Origin of the sequence: Nocardioides sp., assembly GCF_024509035.1 — a bacterium.
In the GTDB taxonomy this organism is placed as follows: Bacteria; Actinomycetota; Actinomycetes; order Propionibacteriales; family Nocardioidaceae; genus Nocardioides.
In genome coordinates this window covers 1-15,209 of record NZ_JANINT010000453.1, presented here as the reverse complement: position 1 = coordinate 15,209, position 15,209 = coordinate 1, and the positions used below count along the sequence as shown (strand labels likewise).

The 15,209-nt window shown below is 72.5% G+C and carries 12 protein-coding genes; 5 read left to right on the top strand and 7 right to left on the bottom strand.

The annotated features are described in order from the left end of the window. The 3 genes from Q0L15_RS24935 to Q0L15_RS24925 all read right to left on the bottom strand — a co-directional run. The coding region (locus Q0L15_RS24935) for a wax ester/triacylglycerol synthase domain-containing protein (protein WP_296607552.1) at positions 1-493 on the bottom strand (493 nt) is incomplete at its 3' end. A gap of 8 nt (positions 494-501) precedes the next feature. After that, positions 502-2,604 carry a dehydrogenase gene (locus tag Q0L15_RS24930; RefSeq protein ID WP_296607551.1) on the bottom strand — a complete coding sequence of 701 codons (2,103 nt, stop codon included), beginning with the start codon at positions 2,602-2,604 and terminating at the stop codon, positions 502-504. 13 nt (positions 2,605-2,617) lie between these two features. Next, complete coding sequence (locus Q0L15_RS24925) at positions 2,618-3,706, bottom strand: SDR family oxidoreductase (RefSeq protein ID WP_296607550.1); 1,089 nt, start codon at positions 3,704-3,706, stop codon at positions 2,618-2,620. Between the two features lie 177 nt (positions 3,707-3,883). Here Q0L15_RS24925 and Q0L15_RS24920 point away from each other — a divergent pair, with 177 nt between their 5' ends. The 4 genes from Q0L15_RS24920 to Q0L15_RS24905 all read left to right on the top strand — a co-directional run bounded on the left by Q0L15_RS24920 (position 3,884) and on the right by Q0L15_RS24905 (position 9,080). Beyond that, the gene (locus Q0L15_RS24920; RefSeq protein ID WP_296607549.1) at positions 3,884-6,925 is read left to right on the top strand and encodes an SEC-C domain-containing protein; all 3,042 of its coding nucleotides are present in this window, start codon (positions 3,884-3,886) and stop codon (positions 6,923-6,925) included. 80 nt (positions 6,926-7,005) lie between these two features. Continuing rightward, positions 7,006-7,800 (top strand): MBL fold metallo-hydrolase, encoded by a 795-nt coding sequence (locus Q0L15_RS24915; protein WP_296607553.1) that lies wholly within the window; start codon positions 7,006-7,008, stop codon positions 7,798-7,800. 69 nt (positions 7,801-7,869) lie between these two features. Then, complete coding sequence (locus Q0L15_RS24910) at positions 7,870-8,433, top strand: hemerythrin domain-containing protein (protein WP_296607548.1); 564 nt, start codon at positions 7,870-7,872, stop codon at positions 8,431-8,433. Between the two features lie 107 nt (positions 8,434-8,540). After that, positions 8,541-9,080: a hypothetical protein gene (locus Q0L15_RS24905; RefSeq protein WP_296607547.1), complete on the top strand. Its 540-nt coding sequence runs from the start codon at positions 8,541-8,543 to the stop codon at positions 9,078-9,080. 61 nt (positions 9,081-9,141) lie between these two features. Here Q0L15_RS24905 and Q0L15_RS24900 read toward each other — a convergent pair whose 3' ends face one another. After that, positions 9,142-9,984, bottom strand: coding sequence for an alpha/beta hydrolase (locus Q0L15_RS24900; RefSeq protein ID WP_296607546.1), 843 nt, complete (start codon positions 9,982-9,984; stop codon positions 9,142-9,144). A 141-nt stretch (positions 9,985-10,125) separates the two neighbouring features. On the opposite strand from Q0L15_RS24900, the gene Q0L15_RS24895 reads away from it, so the two are divergent. After that, the gene (locus Q0L15_RS24895; RefSeq protein WP_296607545.1) at positions 10,126-10,719 is read left to right on the top strand and encodes a TetR/AcrR family transcriptional regulator; all 594 of its coding nucleotides are present in this window, start codon (positions 10,126-10,128) and stop codon (positions 10,717-10,719) included. A gap of 5 nt (positions 10,720-10,724) precedes the next feature. Here Q0L15_RS24895 and xdhC read toward each other — a convergent pair whose 3' ends face one another. The 3 genes from xdhC to Q0L15_RS24880 form a co-directional block, all read right to left on the bottom strand. After that, positions 10,725-11,627 carry a xanthine dehydrogenase accessory protein XdhC gene (gene xdhC / locus Q0L15_RS24890; RefSeq protein WP_296607544.1) on the bottom strand — a complete coding sequence of 301 codons (903 nt, stop codon included), beginning with the start codon at positions 11,625-11,627 and terminating at the stop codon, positions 10,725-10,727. 1 nt (position 11,628) lies between these two features. Continuing rightward, positions 11,629-13,944, bottom strand: a complete 2,316-nt coding sequence (gene xdhB, locus Q0L15_RS24885; RefSeq protein WP_296607543.1) for a xanthine dehydrogenase molybdopterin binding subunit — start codon at positions 13,942-13,944, stop codon at positions 11,629-11,631. Continuing rightward, the coding region (locus Q0L15_RS24880) for an FAD binding domain-containing protein (RefSeq protein ID WP_296607542.1) at positions 13,941-15,209 on the bottom strand (1,269 nt) is incomplete at its 5' end. The genes Q0L15_RS24880 and xdhB, both read right to left, overlap by 4 nt.

Here is a 15,209-nt window from a genome sequence, read left to right as displayed (position 1 = left end):
TCACCGGGTCCGCCGCGGGCGTCCCGTCGGGGCTGGTGTCGAAGATGCGCAGCACGAGCTGGACCATCCTGACGCCGTCGGCGATCGAGTGGTGGGTGCGGAAGATCACCGCGCTGCCCCCGCGGAAGCCGTCGACCAGGATCGCCCGCCACAGCGGCTCGCCGCGATCTAGCGGGAGCACCCGCTGCTCGGAGATCAGCTCCTGCAGCTCGGCGTCCCCACCGGGGGCGGGCAGGACGACGTGCTCGAACCGGTCCTCGAGGTCGGCGTCGGGCGCCTCCTCCCACCACAGGCTGCCGTCCTCGTCGCGGACGACGACGCTGCGCACGACGTCGTACCGGTCCCAGAAGCGCTCCCGCATCACCGTGCGGTACTGGTCCCAGTCGATCGGCTCCTCGGTCCAGAACAGGCTGTCGACCACCATCAGGTTGCCGGGCTTGTCCATCTCGAGCCAGAGCGCGTCCTGTCCGCTCAGCCGCTGCCGTCCGCCCATGACCACCCTCACCCTCGTGCTCGCCGACCGGCGGGTGCCGGGACGTCGTGACCGGTCGCGGCCCGGGCCGCGAGTGCGCGCTCGCGGATCCCGGCGATGTCCTCGGCGGAGTAGACGCCGTTGACCCCCGAGATCGTCGCGAGCCTCATGCCGTGCTTGAGCCCGAGCTTGTAGATCTCCTTGACCTTGGCCCACTCGATGTTGCGCCCGACCGTGAACGTCTCGTAGCGCCCCTCGAGGGCGAGCACGACCGTCTCGGCCAGGCAGGCGTAGGCCACGTTCTTCGGCAGCCCGATGTTCTTCATCCGTACGTCGCCGGGGAGCTCGATCTCGCCCGACTCGACCACGAGGACGTCCGGGCGACGGGCCACGTCCTCGGCGGAGAGGTCCAGCGGGCGAGCGACGTCGGTGATCACGCAGCCCGGTTTGACCGCCATGATGTCGAGCACCCGCTTGCCGGCCCCGGAGGTCGCGGTGACGATGAGGTCCATCGCCGGCAGGTGGTCGTCCGGCGTCGCGGCGACGTGGACCACCGCGTGCGGGTGCTCGCGCTCGATGTCCTGCTTGAGCGCAAGCAGCTTGGCGGACTCCGGCGAGACCAGCCACAGCTCGGCGCTGGCGAGTGCCAGCAGGCGCGCGCAGACCGATCCGATCGCACCGGTCGCGCCGACGACCATCGCCTTGCCCTTGAGGTGGCCCTCGTCGTCGACGGGCGCGAGCCCGAGCTGCAGCAGCGCCTCGTGGGCGGCCCAGAGGGCCCCCGCGGCGCTGTAGCTGTTGCCGGTGGTGACCGGCAGCGGCGCCTTCTTCGCCACGGTGACGCCGGCGTCGCCGACGACCTTGGTGAACGCGCCCAGGCCCATGATCTGGGCTCCCAGCTTGCGCGCGGTCTCGGCGGCGGTGAGCAGCCGGGCGTAGGTGAACTCCGGGCTGTGCGCCATCAGCTCCTTGGGAGTGCCGCCGACCGAGATCAGCCACCCCTCCGCCTCGGCACCGGTCGGCGAGGTGATCCCGGTGACGTGGCTGTAGGTGAACGGCGGGGCGTAGGCGACCGCCTTCTCGACGGCGTCCATGACGACACCGGGAGCCACCTTGGACAGCGTCCGGAGGGGCTCGACCTTGTTGAAGTACTGCTGGGAGAGCGGGTGGATCACGAAGGCGAAGCGGCTCTTGCGCTTGAACCCGTTGGGATAGAGCACCCGCGGCTCGAAGTCGGCAGCGACGATCATCTCGAGCAGGTCGTCGGTGGTCAGCCGGCCCGATGCGTGCACGGTCGCCAGCATCAGCGCCTCGAGCACGGCCGCGCTGACGGTGACCGCGAAGGGCTGCGGCGTCACGTCGATCACCATGTCCACCCCGCGGTCGCCGAGCTCGGCGAGCCGCTCCTCGGAGATGGACATGGTGATCAGGGTCTTGCCGGCCAGGTCCTCCAGGCCGAACCCGGTCAGCTCCTCGTACGTCGCGACGACCACGTCACAGTCACGAGCGGCACGGCGGGCCAGGGCGTGGCTGACCGCCTGCCCCGGAGCCAGCACCTGGGACTGGAGCGGGGACTGCACCAGGTCCGGCAGCAGGTTCCACGAGACCCGGCCGACGTCCGCGGCGAGGGCGAGCAGCGGGTTGGCGTCGAGCTTCCCCGGCAGGTCGACGCGGAGCAGCGGGTCGGCGAACTCGAGGTTGGCGGTGTACTCGCGCAGGATGCGGACCGTCGGCTCGTGGTTGGCACCGCCGAGAACGACCGTGCGCGCGTTGTCGAAGTAGCCGGGCATCTCGGTCTGCACCCGCCGGACGGCCCACTCCTGCAGGACGCCGAGCAGGGCGCGCCCGTCGGTGACCGGCACCGCGTCCGTGGCCCGGGTCACCCGCTCGATCGCGGCCAGGTCGCCGTCGTACATGCCGCTGGCCTTGGCCTCGCGCACGCCGGAGACCGCGATCGCCGCGGCCTCGGGCGCCGTGGTGCGGACCAGCTCCTCGGCGGCCGCGACGTCACCGTCGGTGCCGATCCGGCGGATCCGGAACCGGCGGCCCAGGAAGGTCACCGTCTCGTCGTAGTCGCGGTCGCGGCCGGCGAGGCTGACGTTGACGATCAGGGGATCGGCGGTCCTGCTCATCGCGGTCACGCCCTCACACCATCGCCGCGGCGTCGATCTCGGGGTGCTCGACCATGTAGTCGAGCAACCGGTCGGCGTAGGTCTCGAACGCCGGGCACGCGACGCCGGTGCCCTCGAGGTCCGCCGTCGTGTGCGCGGTGTCGTAGGTCGTCGGCGAGGCGAAGTAGTCCAGCGACTCCGCCGGGATGCCGAGCAACCGCTCGACCCCCGGCAGCGACACGAGCGCGCGCGTGGCGCCGAGCGGGAGCGGCACCCAGACGACCTTGCGACCCAGGTGCCGGGCGAACCTCGTCACGAGCTCGCGCACCGTCGGCGGCCGCGGGTCGGTCAGCGCGTAGGTCCGGCCGACCGAGCGGTCGAGCACCGAGAGGACGTCCATCGCGTCGATGACGAAGTCGCGCGGCACCAGGCAGAACCGCACCGCGTCGGCGTCGCCGACCGCGGGCACGAGCGCCAGCTTGAGCTGACGGCGCAGGAAGGCGGCCAGGAAGTAGGGGCCGTCGTACTTCTGCGTCACGCCGGTGCGCGAGTCGCCGACCACGATGCCAGGGCGGTAGACGGTGGCCGGCAGCCCGTGTCCCATGGCCCGCCGGACCAGCACCTCGGCCTCGAACTTCGTGGACTCGTAGTGGTTGCGGAACTCCTGGCCGGTGTCGAGATCGTCCTCGGTGAAGCAGCCCGCGTGACTGCCGCTGACGTAGCAGGTGCTGACGTACTGCAGCCGCTCGAACCTCTCCCGGGAGCGGCAGAAGTCCAGGACACGAGCGGTGCCGTCAACGTTGACCCGCCGAGCCACCTCCTCGGGGACGCTCAGGTCGTAGACGGCCGCCAGGTGCCACACCTCGGTGACGTCGGCGAGCGCAGCCCGGTCCGCGGGCGCCACCCCGAGGTCGGGCGCGGTGATGTCGCCGACGACGAAGTCGACGCGACCGGTCACGTGCGGGTGCTCGAACTCGATCTCGGCCAGTCGCGTGCGCGCCTCGTCCGCGTGCTGCGGCTGCACCAGGCAGATCGCTCGCGCCCCCTCGCGCCGGGCCAGCACCCGTGGGAGCAACGCAGACCCGAGGAACCCGGGGAATCCCGTCATCAGCAGTGTCGTCACCGTGCTCGCCTTCCACCCAAGGACCCGTGGACATCGCTGTAGCGGCACGGGACCAGCCTCCGTACTGGACGGTAGTTTCGGTCGCGGCCCGGTGGCCTGAGGCGAACGGCTGCTCCTTCGGGACCTTCGTCAGGTCCTGGCCGCGACACGCTCGGCCACGGGCACTACGGTCGCTTCGTGGCTGGCGATCGCGACCTCGACCTCGACGCGCTCGACGACGAGGAGTACCTCCGCGCTTGGGCCGCGGCGGACCGGCGGGCCGCCGACGTCCTGGCGCAGGCGATCCCCGACGTGCTGGCCAGCGACCCGCCGATGGACGAGCTCGCGCCTGCGGCCGAGCGGGTCCGGTCGGCCGTCGCGGCACGCACCGAGGAGGGCCGCTACTTCGAGACCGCCTGCGGGTGGGCCGCGCCGCCCGACCTCGATGGGGCGTTGTGGCTGCAGGCCGCCGGGTCGACGATCTCGCCGTGGGAGGACCCCGACACCGATCCGGAGCTGCAGGCGGCGGTCTTCTCCCTCGAGTACGCCGACTGGCTGGCGCTCATCGTCGGCCTGGTGCGCCGCGGCGTCGGTGCGGAGCTCAGCGCCGAGCTGATGGTCGAGGACCTCGAGGCGATGCCCGAGATCGAGATCGACGAGCTCCCCGAGGAGTCCGACCTCGACCTGGCGCTGGAGATCCTCGTCCCGCTGTGGCAGGTGCTCGGCGCCCTGGATGCCGGCCGGCGGCTCACCGCGCTCGGCCGGTGGGGGCTGCCACGGGCTCTGCACCTCGTCTGGTCGACCTCCGGCGACGACGACACCTCCTCGGACGACCCGCTCGAGGAGCTCGAGCGGCTCGAGCCCCGCGGGTCGCGCCTGGACGACGAGGCCACCGAGACCGCGATCGAGCTGCTCCGGACCGGCCCGATGACCCTGGCCCAGCTCCGGTCGGCGTGCGGAGGCAGCGGGGTCTTCACCGACGAGGGCACCCTCTACCGGTCGATCATCTGGCGGTCCGAGGTATGGGCACTCGAGGACGACCGCTTCCTCCACCTGCCTTCGGTCGCCGACGGGCTCGTCCTCACCCACCGGCTCACAGCACAGGAGCTGGAGCTCAGCATCCTCGACCCGCGGGTCGACCTCGAGCTGTACTCACTCATCGCCGAGGAGGGCCTGCCGCTCGAGGGCGGGGGAACGCTCGTGGCTGTGCACGCCGGCGGACCGGAGCAGATGCCGGCAGGGTGGATCTGCAAGCTGACCGGACCGGACGGGTGGCTGGCCGGCCGCGCTGCCGGCGACCTCATCGGCCTCCGGCTCACCGACGGCGTCGTCAGCATGGAGACGATCGACGAGACCACCGACGACGACCGACCCGAGCTCCTCGACATCGCCCGCTCGGTCGCCCGGCTGGCCGACCCCGTGAACCGGCACGGCCTCGAAGGCGTCACCAGCGACGACATCGTGATGATGGCCCGGGCGGAGCGTCCCGACGTCCTCTCCCGGCCCGGTCCGCCGCTGAGCGAGGTGCTGTCGCACAGCGGCCTCGAGGAGCATCTCGGCGAGTACGGCGTGCCGGGCACCCGGTGGTACGGCGAGCCGCCGCTCGCCGCCGACCAGCGCGTGGCGTACTACGCGTGGCGAGACGCCCTGCGTGCGTTCGAGCACGGAGCCGAGCCGCGCGAGGAGGACCTCGAGGCCGCTCTCGGCCTGGCCGGGCTCACCCTCGATCTGGCCGCGACCGACGCGGCCCTCCATGCGCCTTGCGCCCCGCTGCTCGAGCAGCTGCTGCGGCGCGCCGAGGGCGCCGCCGCGGCCGGTCCGCTCTACCTGCTGGCGCGCGAGGCGGAGGCCCGTCTGGACGGACCCGTCTACGTCGCATTGCTGGAGCAGGCGGTCGCGGCCGACTCCTCGCTCGAGGACGCCGTGGCCGACCTGGCCGAGGTCCGCGCGATCCAGGGGGACGCCGCCGCCGCGCACCGGCTGTTCGGGCTGGCCGGCGTCGACGCGTCGTACCCCGATCGCGCAGCCTTGGGCCCCTTCCTGAGGGCACCGGAGGGCGAGACCGGCCGCAACCGGCCCTGCCCCTGCGGGTCGGGCAAGAAGTACAAGGTCTGCCACGGCCGCGACGCGCGGCACCCCCTGGCAGACCGGGGCCGGTGGCTGTGGGTGAAGATCAAGAGCTTCGCTCAGCGCAGCATCAACCGCGATGAGCTGTTCGGCTGGGCGGAGCTGCTATCGGGTGAGGACCGCGACGACGACGCCATCGCCCGAGCGATGGACGACCCCACCACCTGGGACTTCGCGGTGTTCGACGGCGACATCCTCGCGCGGTTCCTGACGCTGTACGGCGACCTCCTGCCCGCCGACGAGGCCGCCCTGGCCCGGACGTGGCAGGGCACGCCGCGCCGCCTGCTGGAGGTCGGCTCCACCCACCTCAACGGAGTCAGCGCACGGGACATGGTCACGAACGCGACGGTCGAGCTGCGCGACCGCACCCTCCCGCGAAGCGTCGAGAGGGGCACCCTGCTCCTCGGTCGGTTCCTCGATCCCGGCGACGGCGCGCTGCAGCCCTGGGACGACCCCCTGGGCATCCCCCGGATGTGGCGGCCTCGCGTGCTCGCCGCGCTCCGCTCCGGCGCCGACCCCCGTGACCTTGCGGCCCTGCTCGCCCCGTCCGGGCCGCCCGAGCTGGTGACGACCGACGGTGAGGAGCTGCTGTTCTGCGTCGCGCGCTACCGCGTCGACGACCTCGACGCCGCCTGGGCGTCCCTCGCAACCGTGCTGTCGGGCGACGAAGACACGCTCCATCTCGGCGGAGACGACAACGGTGCGCCGATCCGGGGCACCGTGACCCACGACGCTGGCCTCCTCGTGCTCCAGACCATGTCGATCGAGAGGATGCGGTCCCTCCAGGAGGTCCTGGTCGCGGCGGCACCCGATGCCGTCCTCGTCGATGAGTCGAGCAGAACGATGGCTGACGTGCCCGATCGTGGTCCTGGCACGGCCGGCGCGCCCATAGCCCTGTCCCCCGCCGACCTCGCGGCGATCGTGCGGGCGACCGAGGACCGGTGGATCGAGGACTCGATCCCCGCCCTGGGCGGGCGCACCCCACGTCAGACTGCGAGTGATCCCGCTCTGCGCGGCGAGCTCCTCGACCTGCTCAACGACATCGAGATCACCCAGCGCGGCGCGGACTTCGCGATGGACACCGACCGCGTCCGCCGCGAGCTCGGTCTCTGACAAGCGTCTGACGCAACCACTCACCGGCTACGGTCGCCGGCCCTGGGTGTCCACCCGCCACGCAGCGCACCTGGGAGTTCATCGGTACGGCGACCACCCTGCTGCGGCTCGGGCCGTTCACGGTCCTGACCGACCCCGACTTCCTGCATCGCGGTCAGCACGCCTACCTGGGCAAGGGGCTGTTCTCTCGTCGGGTGGCCGAGCCGTCGATGCAGCCCGCACAGCTGCCGAGGCTGGACGCCGTCGCGCTCTCCCACCTGCACGGCGATCACTTCGACCGGGTCCCGCGCGAGCAGCTCGATCGCGACCTGCCGGTGCTCACCACGCCGGCCGCCGCACGCCGCCTGGGGAAGTGGGGCTTCGGCAACGCCGCGGGTTTCGCGCCCTGGGAGCAGACCACGCTGACCTCGGACGGGCACCGGCTCGTGGTCACCGCGGTCCCCGGCCGGCACGCCCCGGGCATCGCGCAGGCGTTGCTCCCGCCGGTGATGGGGTCGGTGCTCGAGCTGCACAACCCCGGCGCGAGCACGCCGTTCCGGCTCTACATCACCGGCGACACGCTGTACCGCCCGTGGCTGCGCGACGTACGCGACCGTGCCGGCGAGATCGACGCGATGGTCATCCATCTCGGAGGCACCCGGATCCTGGGGATGACCGTGACGATGGACGGTGACCAGGGCGCGCAGCTCGTCGAGCTGATCGAGCCCTCGGTGACGGTCCCGGTGCACCACGACGACTACCGCGTCTTCCGCTCCCCGCTCCCCGCTCCCCGCTCCCCGCTCCAAGAGTTCCTCGACGAGTGCCACGACCGGTCGGCACCGACGACTATCTGGACCGTCGCTCGGGGCGAGAGGGTGCCGCTCGGTCGAGAATGAGAGCCTCCATCGGGGGTACCTCCCGAACCGCGACCAGAGCGCGCAGGACCCGACCGCGAGAGGAAACCCATGAGCTCATCCCCCGACGTCGTCGAGCTGCTGCTGGCCCAGCACGAGCGCATCCGCCAGCTCTTCGCCGACCTCGAGTCCGCCCAGAGCGACGCCAAGCAGGCGGTGTTCGATGAGCTGCGCCGCTTCCTCGCCGTCCACGAGACGGCCGAGGAGCTGGTCACGCACCCGCGCGCCCGCACGCTGCCCGGAGGTAACGACGTGGTCGACGCGCGCCTGGAGGAGGAGACGGAGTCCAAGAAGCTGCTGGCCGCCATGGACGGCATGTCGGTCGACGAGCCGGACTTCGATCGTCAGCTGGCGACGCTCAAGAAGGCGGTGCTCGACCACGCAGCGGCCGAGGAGCGTGATGAGTTCCCGCTCCTCACCGAGGGTCTCGGCGAGCGCCAGCTCACGGTGATGGCCGCCGCCGTACGTGCCGCCGCGGCGCTCGCGCCCACGCACCCGCACCCCTCGGTCGGCAGCTCGATGACCACCAACCTCGCGGCCGGACCGCTGGCCGCCCTGGTCGACCGCACCCGCGACGCGGTGCGCGCCGCACTGGGTGGCCCCGCGTCGTCGTGACCATGCCGCACGTCACGTACAAATGTCTGGCACTTTTGCGGCGAAAGTAGCCCGCGCTCGCTAGCGTGGAAGCACCGGGGCGCAGGCCCCGAGGAAGCCGCCGCGACATGGTCCATCTGCGCCGTCTGCGCCATCGGCCCGAGAGTGGGCCGCAGCTGACACCGTGGGGCTTCTACGCCACCACGCCGACCAAGCACCGCCGAGACCCGCTCAAGGCGATGGGGGTGGCCGCCGCCTTGACCCTCGTGCTGGCGTTCGGCGGCTGCGTCGTAGCCGTGGGCAACGCGGCCCAGGACCTCGGAGGCGCCTGGAGCGCGGCCACCGGACCGGTCGCGGCGACGACCCACACGCAGGTCCGGCTCGGAGAGGCCTTCACCCTCGCCGGCTTCCGCGTGGCTCCCGGCTGGACCCTGGCCGAGGAGTCGTTCGACCGGCAGACGCTCACCGGACTGCGCGTCACCAACACCGGCGACCACGCCGCCGAGCTGCGCTACGGCTTCACCTTCCGCCAGGGATCCACCTGGCTCGCGGAGATCGACTGCTTCTGCGCCCCGGTGCCGCCGGGCGCCACGGCCATGATGCAGTGCTTCCCGACCACCCACCTGCCTCTGGGGTACGACCACATCGTGGTCGCCGACAGCTTCTGACCCGCCCGCGCACCGGGGTGCCCAGGCGGGCCAGCTGCCATCGGTGCCACGCCGAACCGCGTCAGGCCTGCACGAAGGCGAGCAGAGCCTTGTTCACCTCGTCCGCGTGGGTCCAGAGCAGGCCGTGCGGCGCACCCTCGATCTCGACGTACTCCGCCTCCGGGAGGGCGGCGTGGAAACGCCGGGCCGTGGCGTCGATCGGCAGGATGTTGTCGGCGGTGCCGTGCAGGATCAGCGTCGGCAGTCCCGCCTCGCGGACCGTGGCGACGTCCTCGCGGAAGTCCTCGATCCAGGCCGGCACGACGGCGTACGCCGCGACCGGCGCGCTCACCGTGGCGGTGTTCCAGCTGGCCCGGACGACCTCCTCACTGATGCGCGTGCCGAGCGTGTCGTCGAGGTTGTAGAAGTCCCGGTAGAACTGGCTGAACCAGGCGTAGCGGTCACTGCGCGCCGTCTCGGCGATGCCGTCGAAGACCTCCTGCGGCACACCCTCGGGGTTGTCCTCGCGCTGCACCAGGAACGGCTCGAGCGAGGCCAGGAACGCCAGCTTCGCGACCCGCTCGTGGCCGTAGCGGCTGACGTAGCGGGCCAGCTCGCCGGTGCCCATCGAGAACCCGACGAGGATCACCTCGTGCAGGTCGAGCGTCTCGAGGACCGTGTGGAGATCGGCCGCGAACGTGTCGTACTCATAGCCCGCGCCGACCTTGGACGACCGACCGAAGCCGCGGCGGTCATAGGTGATGACGCGGTAGCCGGCGTCGAGCAGCTCGCGCGCCTGCCGCTCCCAGCTGTCGCCGTTGAGCGGGTAGCCGTGGATCAGCACGACCGGCTGCCCGGCGCCGTGGTCCTCGTAGTACAGCTCGATGTCGGTGGAGTTCTCGGTGCCGACCTTGATGAAGCCCATGACGATTCCTCTCCGTAGCGAGAACGCTCGTTCTCGGTCGTCGTCCACCGTAGGGGAACGATCGTTCTCCGTCAAGGGCGGGTGGGATACCATCGAGCGATCGAGAACATTCGTTCTCATGGACCGTCGAGGAGCGCTCCGGTGAACCAGCAGTCGTCCACCCCCGCCGGCGAGGACACCGTGCGCGAGCAGGTCGTGCGGACCGCCGACCGGCTCTACTACGAGCAGGGCATCCTCTCGGTCGGCATGGACTCGGTGCGCGACGCCGCGGGCGTCTCCCTCAAGCGGCTCTACTCGCTGTTCGCCTCCAAGGACGAGCTGGTCGTCGCCGTGCTGCGGCTGCGCCAGCAGATGCTGCGCCAGGGTCTCGAGGCCCACCGCGACCTCGCCACCGACCCCCGCGAGCGGGTGCTGTCGGTCTTCGACTTCCTCGACCGGTGGTTCGGCGAGCCGGGCTTCCGCGGCTGTGGCTTCATCAACGCCTTCGGCGAGCTCGGCTCGCGCTCCGACGACGTCGCCTCGGTCGTGCGCGAGACCAAGGTCGACTTCCGCACGTACGTCGAGGGGCTGGTGCGCGAGGCCGGGGGCTCGGACGCGGTCGCGCTCCAGGTCGTGCTGCTCGCCGAGGGCGCCCAGACGACCGCGGCCATCACCGGCACCCCGTCACTGATCGCCTCGAGCGCGCGAGCGGCGGCCGCGACGCTGCTCGACGCCGACCTCGCAGCGACCGCCTGACGAGGTCAGCCGTCGCGCGCGGCCCGTCCGGGGTCGCGTGACGTGCGCCGCGCCACCGGGGTGGCGCTCGCAGGTGCGAGCCGGGGCAGGAGGTCGGCCGCGACCCCGACCGCGATCGTGGCGGGGTCCTTCGCGGTGAGCTCGGGGCGCCCGATCGGGCACTGGATGCGCGCGATCGCGTCCGCGGCGTGACCCTCGATCCCCAGGCCGTGCTGGAAGCGGCGCCACTTGGCGGCCGACCCGATCAGACCGATCGAGCCGAGGTGCTCGCAGCGCAGGGCGGCGTCGCAGAGCGCGAAGTCCTCGGCGTGGTCGTGGGTCATCACCAGCACGTGCGAGCCGCGGGGCAGCTCCCCGAGGACGAGCTCGGGGAGCGGCGCGTGGTGGCGGTGGACCTCGGCCAGCCCCTCGTCGAGGAACCCCAGGACCGCCTCGTCGACCCGATCGGATCGTGAGTCGACCAGGTGCAGCTCCAGCTCCTGGCGCGACAGGATCCGGGCGAGCTCGAGGCCGACGTGGCCGACGCCGAAGACCGCGACGGACGCCGGCTCGGGGAGCGGCTCGAGCAGCAGCGTGACCTCGCCCCCGCAGCACTGGCGGCCGTGCTCGGTGCGGGCCCGCTCGGTGAGCTGCAGCGTGAACGTCTCGGGCGGTCCGGGCAGGCCGAGGAGGAGCTCGCCCGCCCGCGCGAGCGCGGTCTCCTCGAGGTTGCCGCCCCCGATGGTCCCCCAGGCCTGCACCCGGGCGGCCGGCTCCAGGTCGCTGGGGCCCACGCCGGGCTCGCGGAGCGCGACCACCATCTTGGCTCCCGCCTCGCGCGGCGCGTGGCCCCGCACCTGGGTCACGGTCACCAGCACGCCCGCGCGACGCTCACGCCGGAGCATCTCCACCACCGTCTGCCACGCCATGTCAGTCGGCCCCCGCGGTCGCCCGATCGATGGCCCGGTCGACCGGCCGGTCGCCGCCGGCGCGCCGAGCCCGCTCGATCGCCCAGAAGACCGCCTCGGGGGTGGCCGGCGACGGCAGCTCGACGCAGGTGCCCGCCGGACCGAACGCGGCGACCGCGCTGCGGATGGCCTCGCGCACCGAGAACGCCAGCATGAGCGGCGGCTCCCCCACGGCCTTGGAGCCGTAGACGGCGCCGTCCTCGTGCGCGTCCTGGAGCAGCGACACGTGGAGCTCCTCGGGCAGCTCACCGATGCTCGGGAGCTTGTAGGTGCTCGCGGCCTGGGTCGCGAGCCGGCCGCGGGTGGGCCCGTCCGACTCGTCCCACCGCAGGTCCTCGAGCGTCAGCCAACCGACGCCCTGCACGAACCCACCCTCGATCTGCCCGAGGTCGACCAGCGGCGAGAGAGTGTCGCCGACGTCGTGGACGATGTCGACGCGTCGCGTTCGGCAAGCACCGGTGAAGCCGTCGACCTCGACCTCGGCCGCGGCCGCGCCGTACGCGAAGTACTTGAACGGGCGCCCCTGCATCCGGGCGGGGTCCCACTCGAGGCCCTCGGTCCGGTAGAAGCCCGCTGCCCACAAGGGGATCCGGTTGAGGTAGCCCTCCAGGACGAGGTCCTCCCACGCCAGGTCGCGACCGACTGCGAGGTCGTCGAGCCGGTTCCGGATCTGCTCGCAGGCGTCCTTGACGGCCGCCCCGTTGAGGTCGGCACCCGAGCTCGCGGCCGTGGCCGAGGTGTTCGGGACCTTGTCGGTGCGGGTCGGGGCGAGCCGGACCCGCTCCAGCGGCACGCGGAGCGTCGTCGCCGCGACCTGGCGCATCTTCGTGTGGAGTCCTTGGCCCATCTCGGTGCCGCCGTGGTTGATCAGCACCGAGCCGTCCTTGTAGACGTGGACCAGGGCGCCGGCCTGGTTGAACGCCTTGAAGTTGAAGGCGATGCCGAACTTCACCGGGGTCACCGCGATGCCCCGCTTGATGTGGGGATGGGCCGCGTTGAACGTGGCGATCTCGGCCCTGCGCTCCTCGACCCGTCCCGTCGCGAGCACCTGGTCCCAGGCACGAGCGGCGCGCTCGGGATGCCGCACGATCTGGCCGTACGGCGTGCTCTGCCCCTCGGCGTAGAAGCTGCGCCGGCGCAGGTCCGTCGGGTCGATGCCGAGCGCGGGGGCGCAGCGCCCGAGGATGTCCTCGATCACCAGCATCCCCTGGGGTCCGCCGAACCCCCGGAAGGCGGTCGACGACGTCTTGTGGGTGCGCACGATCCGCCCGCGGAGCCGGACGTCCGGGATCCAGTACGCGTTGTCGACGTGGCACAGCGCGCGAGCCAGCACGGGCTCGGAGAGGTCCAGGCTCCAGCCGCCGTCGGCGGTGAGCGTGGCGTCGAGCGCCCGCAGTCGCCCGTCCTCGTCGAAGCCCACCCGCCACTGCGCGTGGAACCCGTGCCGCTTGCCGGTCATCGTCAGGTCCTGGGTCCGGGTGAGACGCACCCGCACCGGCCGGCCGGTGACGACGGCGCCGAGCGCCGCGATCGCGGCGTACCCGTGAGGCTGCATCTCCTTGCCCCCGAAGGCACCACCCATCCGCAGCGACTGCACCGTGACGTGGTGGGCGCGCAGGCCGAGCACCCGCGCGACGACCTCCTGGGTCTCCGACGGGTGCTGGGTGCTGCTCTGCACGAACACCTGACCCGCCTCGTCGACGTGCGCCAGCGCGCTCTGGGTCTCGAGGTAGAAGTGCTCCTGGCCGGCCATCGCGGTGGTCCCGCTGAACACGTGGGCCGAGGCGGCCAGGCCGCGCTCGACGTCGCCGCGCTCGATCGTGGGCTGTGCGCCCTGGAAGCTCCCGGCGTCGATCGCCTCGGTGATGCTGAGGATCGAGAGCAGCGGCTCGTAGTCGACCTCGACGGCGGCGGCACCGAGCCGTGCCGCCTCCGGCGTCTCCCCCAGCACCCAGCACACGGCCTGGCCGTGGAAGCAGACCTCGCCGGGGAACAGTGGCTCGTCGTCGTGCACGCCCGCGTCACCCACGCCCGGGACGTCCACGGCGGTGAGCACGTGGACCACCCCGGGGACCTCGAGGGCGCCGGCGGTCCGCAACCCGGTCACCCGAGCATGCGCGTGGGGAGCCTGCACCGGCCATGCGTGCAGGCAGTCGCGCGTGCGTACGGCGAGGTCGTCGGTGAACAGCGCCGCTCCCGTGACGTGCAGGGCCGCGCTCTCGTGGGGCACCTCGAGCCCGACGACGGCGTCGCCGGGGCGGGTCGAGAGGTCATTCATGCCGGCACCTCACTGTCGTCCTCGGCCCAGGTCGCCCAGAGCCTGAGCAGGGACTGCTCGAGCATCGCGGACCGGTAGGCCGCGCTGGCCCGGTGGTCGTCGAGGGGGGTGCCCTCGCCGCGCAGCACCTCGGCGGCGGCACGGACGGCGTCGGCCGACCAGGGCCCACCCTCGAGCGCGGCCTCGGTGGCGCGGGCGCGGATCGGGGTGGGAGCCACGCCCCCGAGGCCCACCCGGGCCCGCACGACCGTGCCGCCGACGACGTCGAGGGCGTAGGCGACCGCGACGCTGGAGATGTCGTCGTACCGCCGCTTGGCGACCTTGTGGAAGGCGGCGATGCCGGCGAGCGGGCGTGGGATCCGCACCGCCCGGATCAGCTCGCCGGGTCGCAGGACCGAGCGCCGGTAGTCGGTGACGAAGCGGTCGAGCGGCACCTCCCGCTCGCCCGCCGCGGACACGAGGAGGACGCTCGCCTCCAACGCGAGCAGCGCCGGGGCGAGGTCGCCGATCGGCGACGCCGTCGCCAGGTTGCCACCGATCGTGGCGGCGTTGCGGACCAGCGGGGAGGCGAACACCGGGAACACCGCGTCGAGCATCGGCACCCGTCCGGCCACGGCGGACTCGACCTCCGACAGCGACAGCGCGGCGCCGATCTCGACGGGGTCGCCGGGCACAGCAGGGACCGAGACCGCACGCAGCTCGGGAAGCAGGTCGATCGCGACGACGTACGACGCACGCGCGCCCCGGAGGTTGACCTCGACACCCCAGTCGGTGCAGCCGGCGACCGGCACCGCCTCGGGATGCTCGGCCAGCACGGCGAGTGTCTCGGCCAGGTCGGCGGGGCGGTGGAAGACCCCGGTCGGGTGCTCGACGAGGGTGACCGCGGGGCCGGCCGCGGGTGCGTCGCGGCGGGCCGCGAACGGGTCGTCGTCCGCGGGGCGACGCAGCGCGCACGCGGCGTCCCGGATCGGGCGGTAGCCCGTGCAGCGGCACAGGTTGCCGCTCAGGGCGTCGAGGTCGAACCCGTCGTCCCGGTCACGCCGGTAGTACTCGGCGGCCATGCTGCAGACGAAGCCGGGCGTGCAGTAGCCACACTGCGAGCCGCCGCGCTCGGCCAGCTCGCGCTGGACCGGGTGCAGGTCGGTGGGCGTGCCGAGGCCCTCGACCGTGAGGACCTCCTGGCCGTCGAGCGCGGCCGCGGGGACGAGGCAGGAGTCGAGCGCCACCCATCGGGTCCCGGCGCCGTCGGGACGCGCGACCAGCAC

What these genes read in the sequence shown, in the direction of transcription:
- Q0L15_RS24905 (WP_296607547.1), top strand. Translation starts at nt 8,541, where the DNA reads ATGGTCCATCTGCGCCGTCTGCGCCATCGGCCCGAGAGTGGGCCGCAG.
- Q0L15_RS24900 (WP_296607546.1), bottom strand. Translation starts at nt 9,984, where the DNA reads ATGGGCTTCATCAAGGTCGGCACCGAGAACTCCACCGACATCGAGCTG.
- Q0L15_RS24930 (WP_296607551.1), bottom strand. Translation starts at nt 2,604, where the DNA reads ATGAGCAGGACCGCCGATCCCCTGATCGTCAACGTCAGCCTCGCCGGC.
- xdhC (WP_296607544.1), bottom strand. Translation starts at nt 11,627, where the DNA reads ATGGCGTGGCAGACGGTGGTGGAGATGCTCCGGCGTGAGCGTCGCGCG.
- Q0L15_RS24910 (WP_296607548.1), top strand. Translation starts at nt 7,870, where the DNA reads ATGAGCTCATCCCCCGACGTCGTCGAGCTGCTGCTGGCCCAGCACGAG.
- xdhB (WP_296607543.1), bottom strand. Translation starts at nt 13,944, where the DNA reads ATGAATGACCTCTCGACCCGCCCCGGCGACGCCGTCGTCGGGCTCGAG.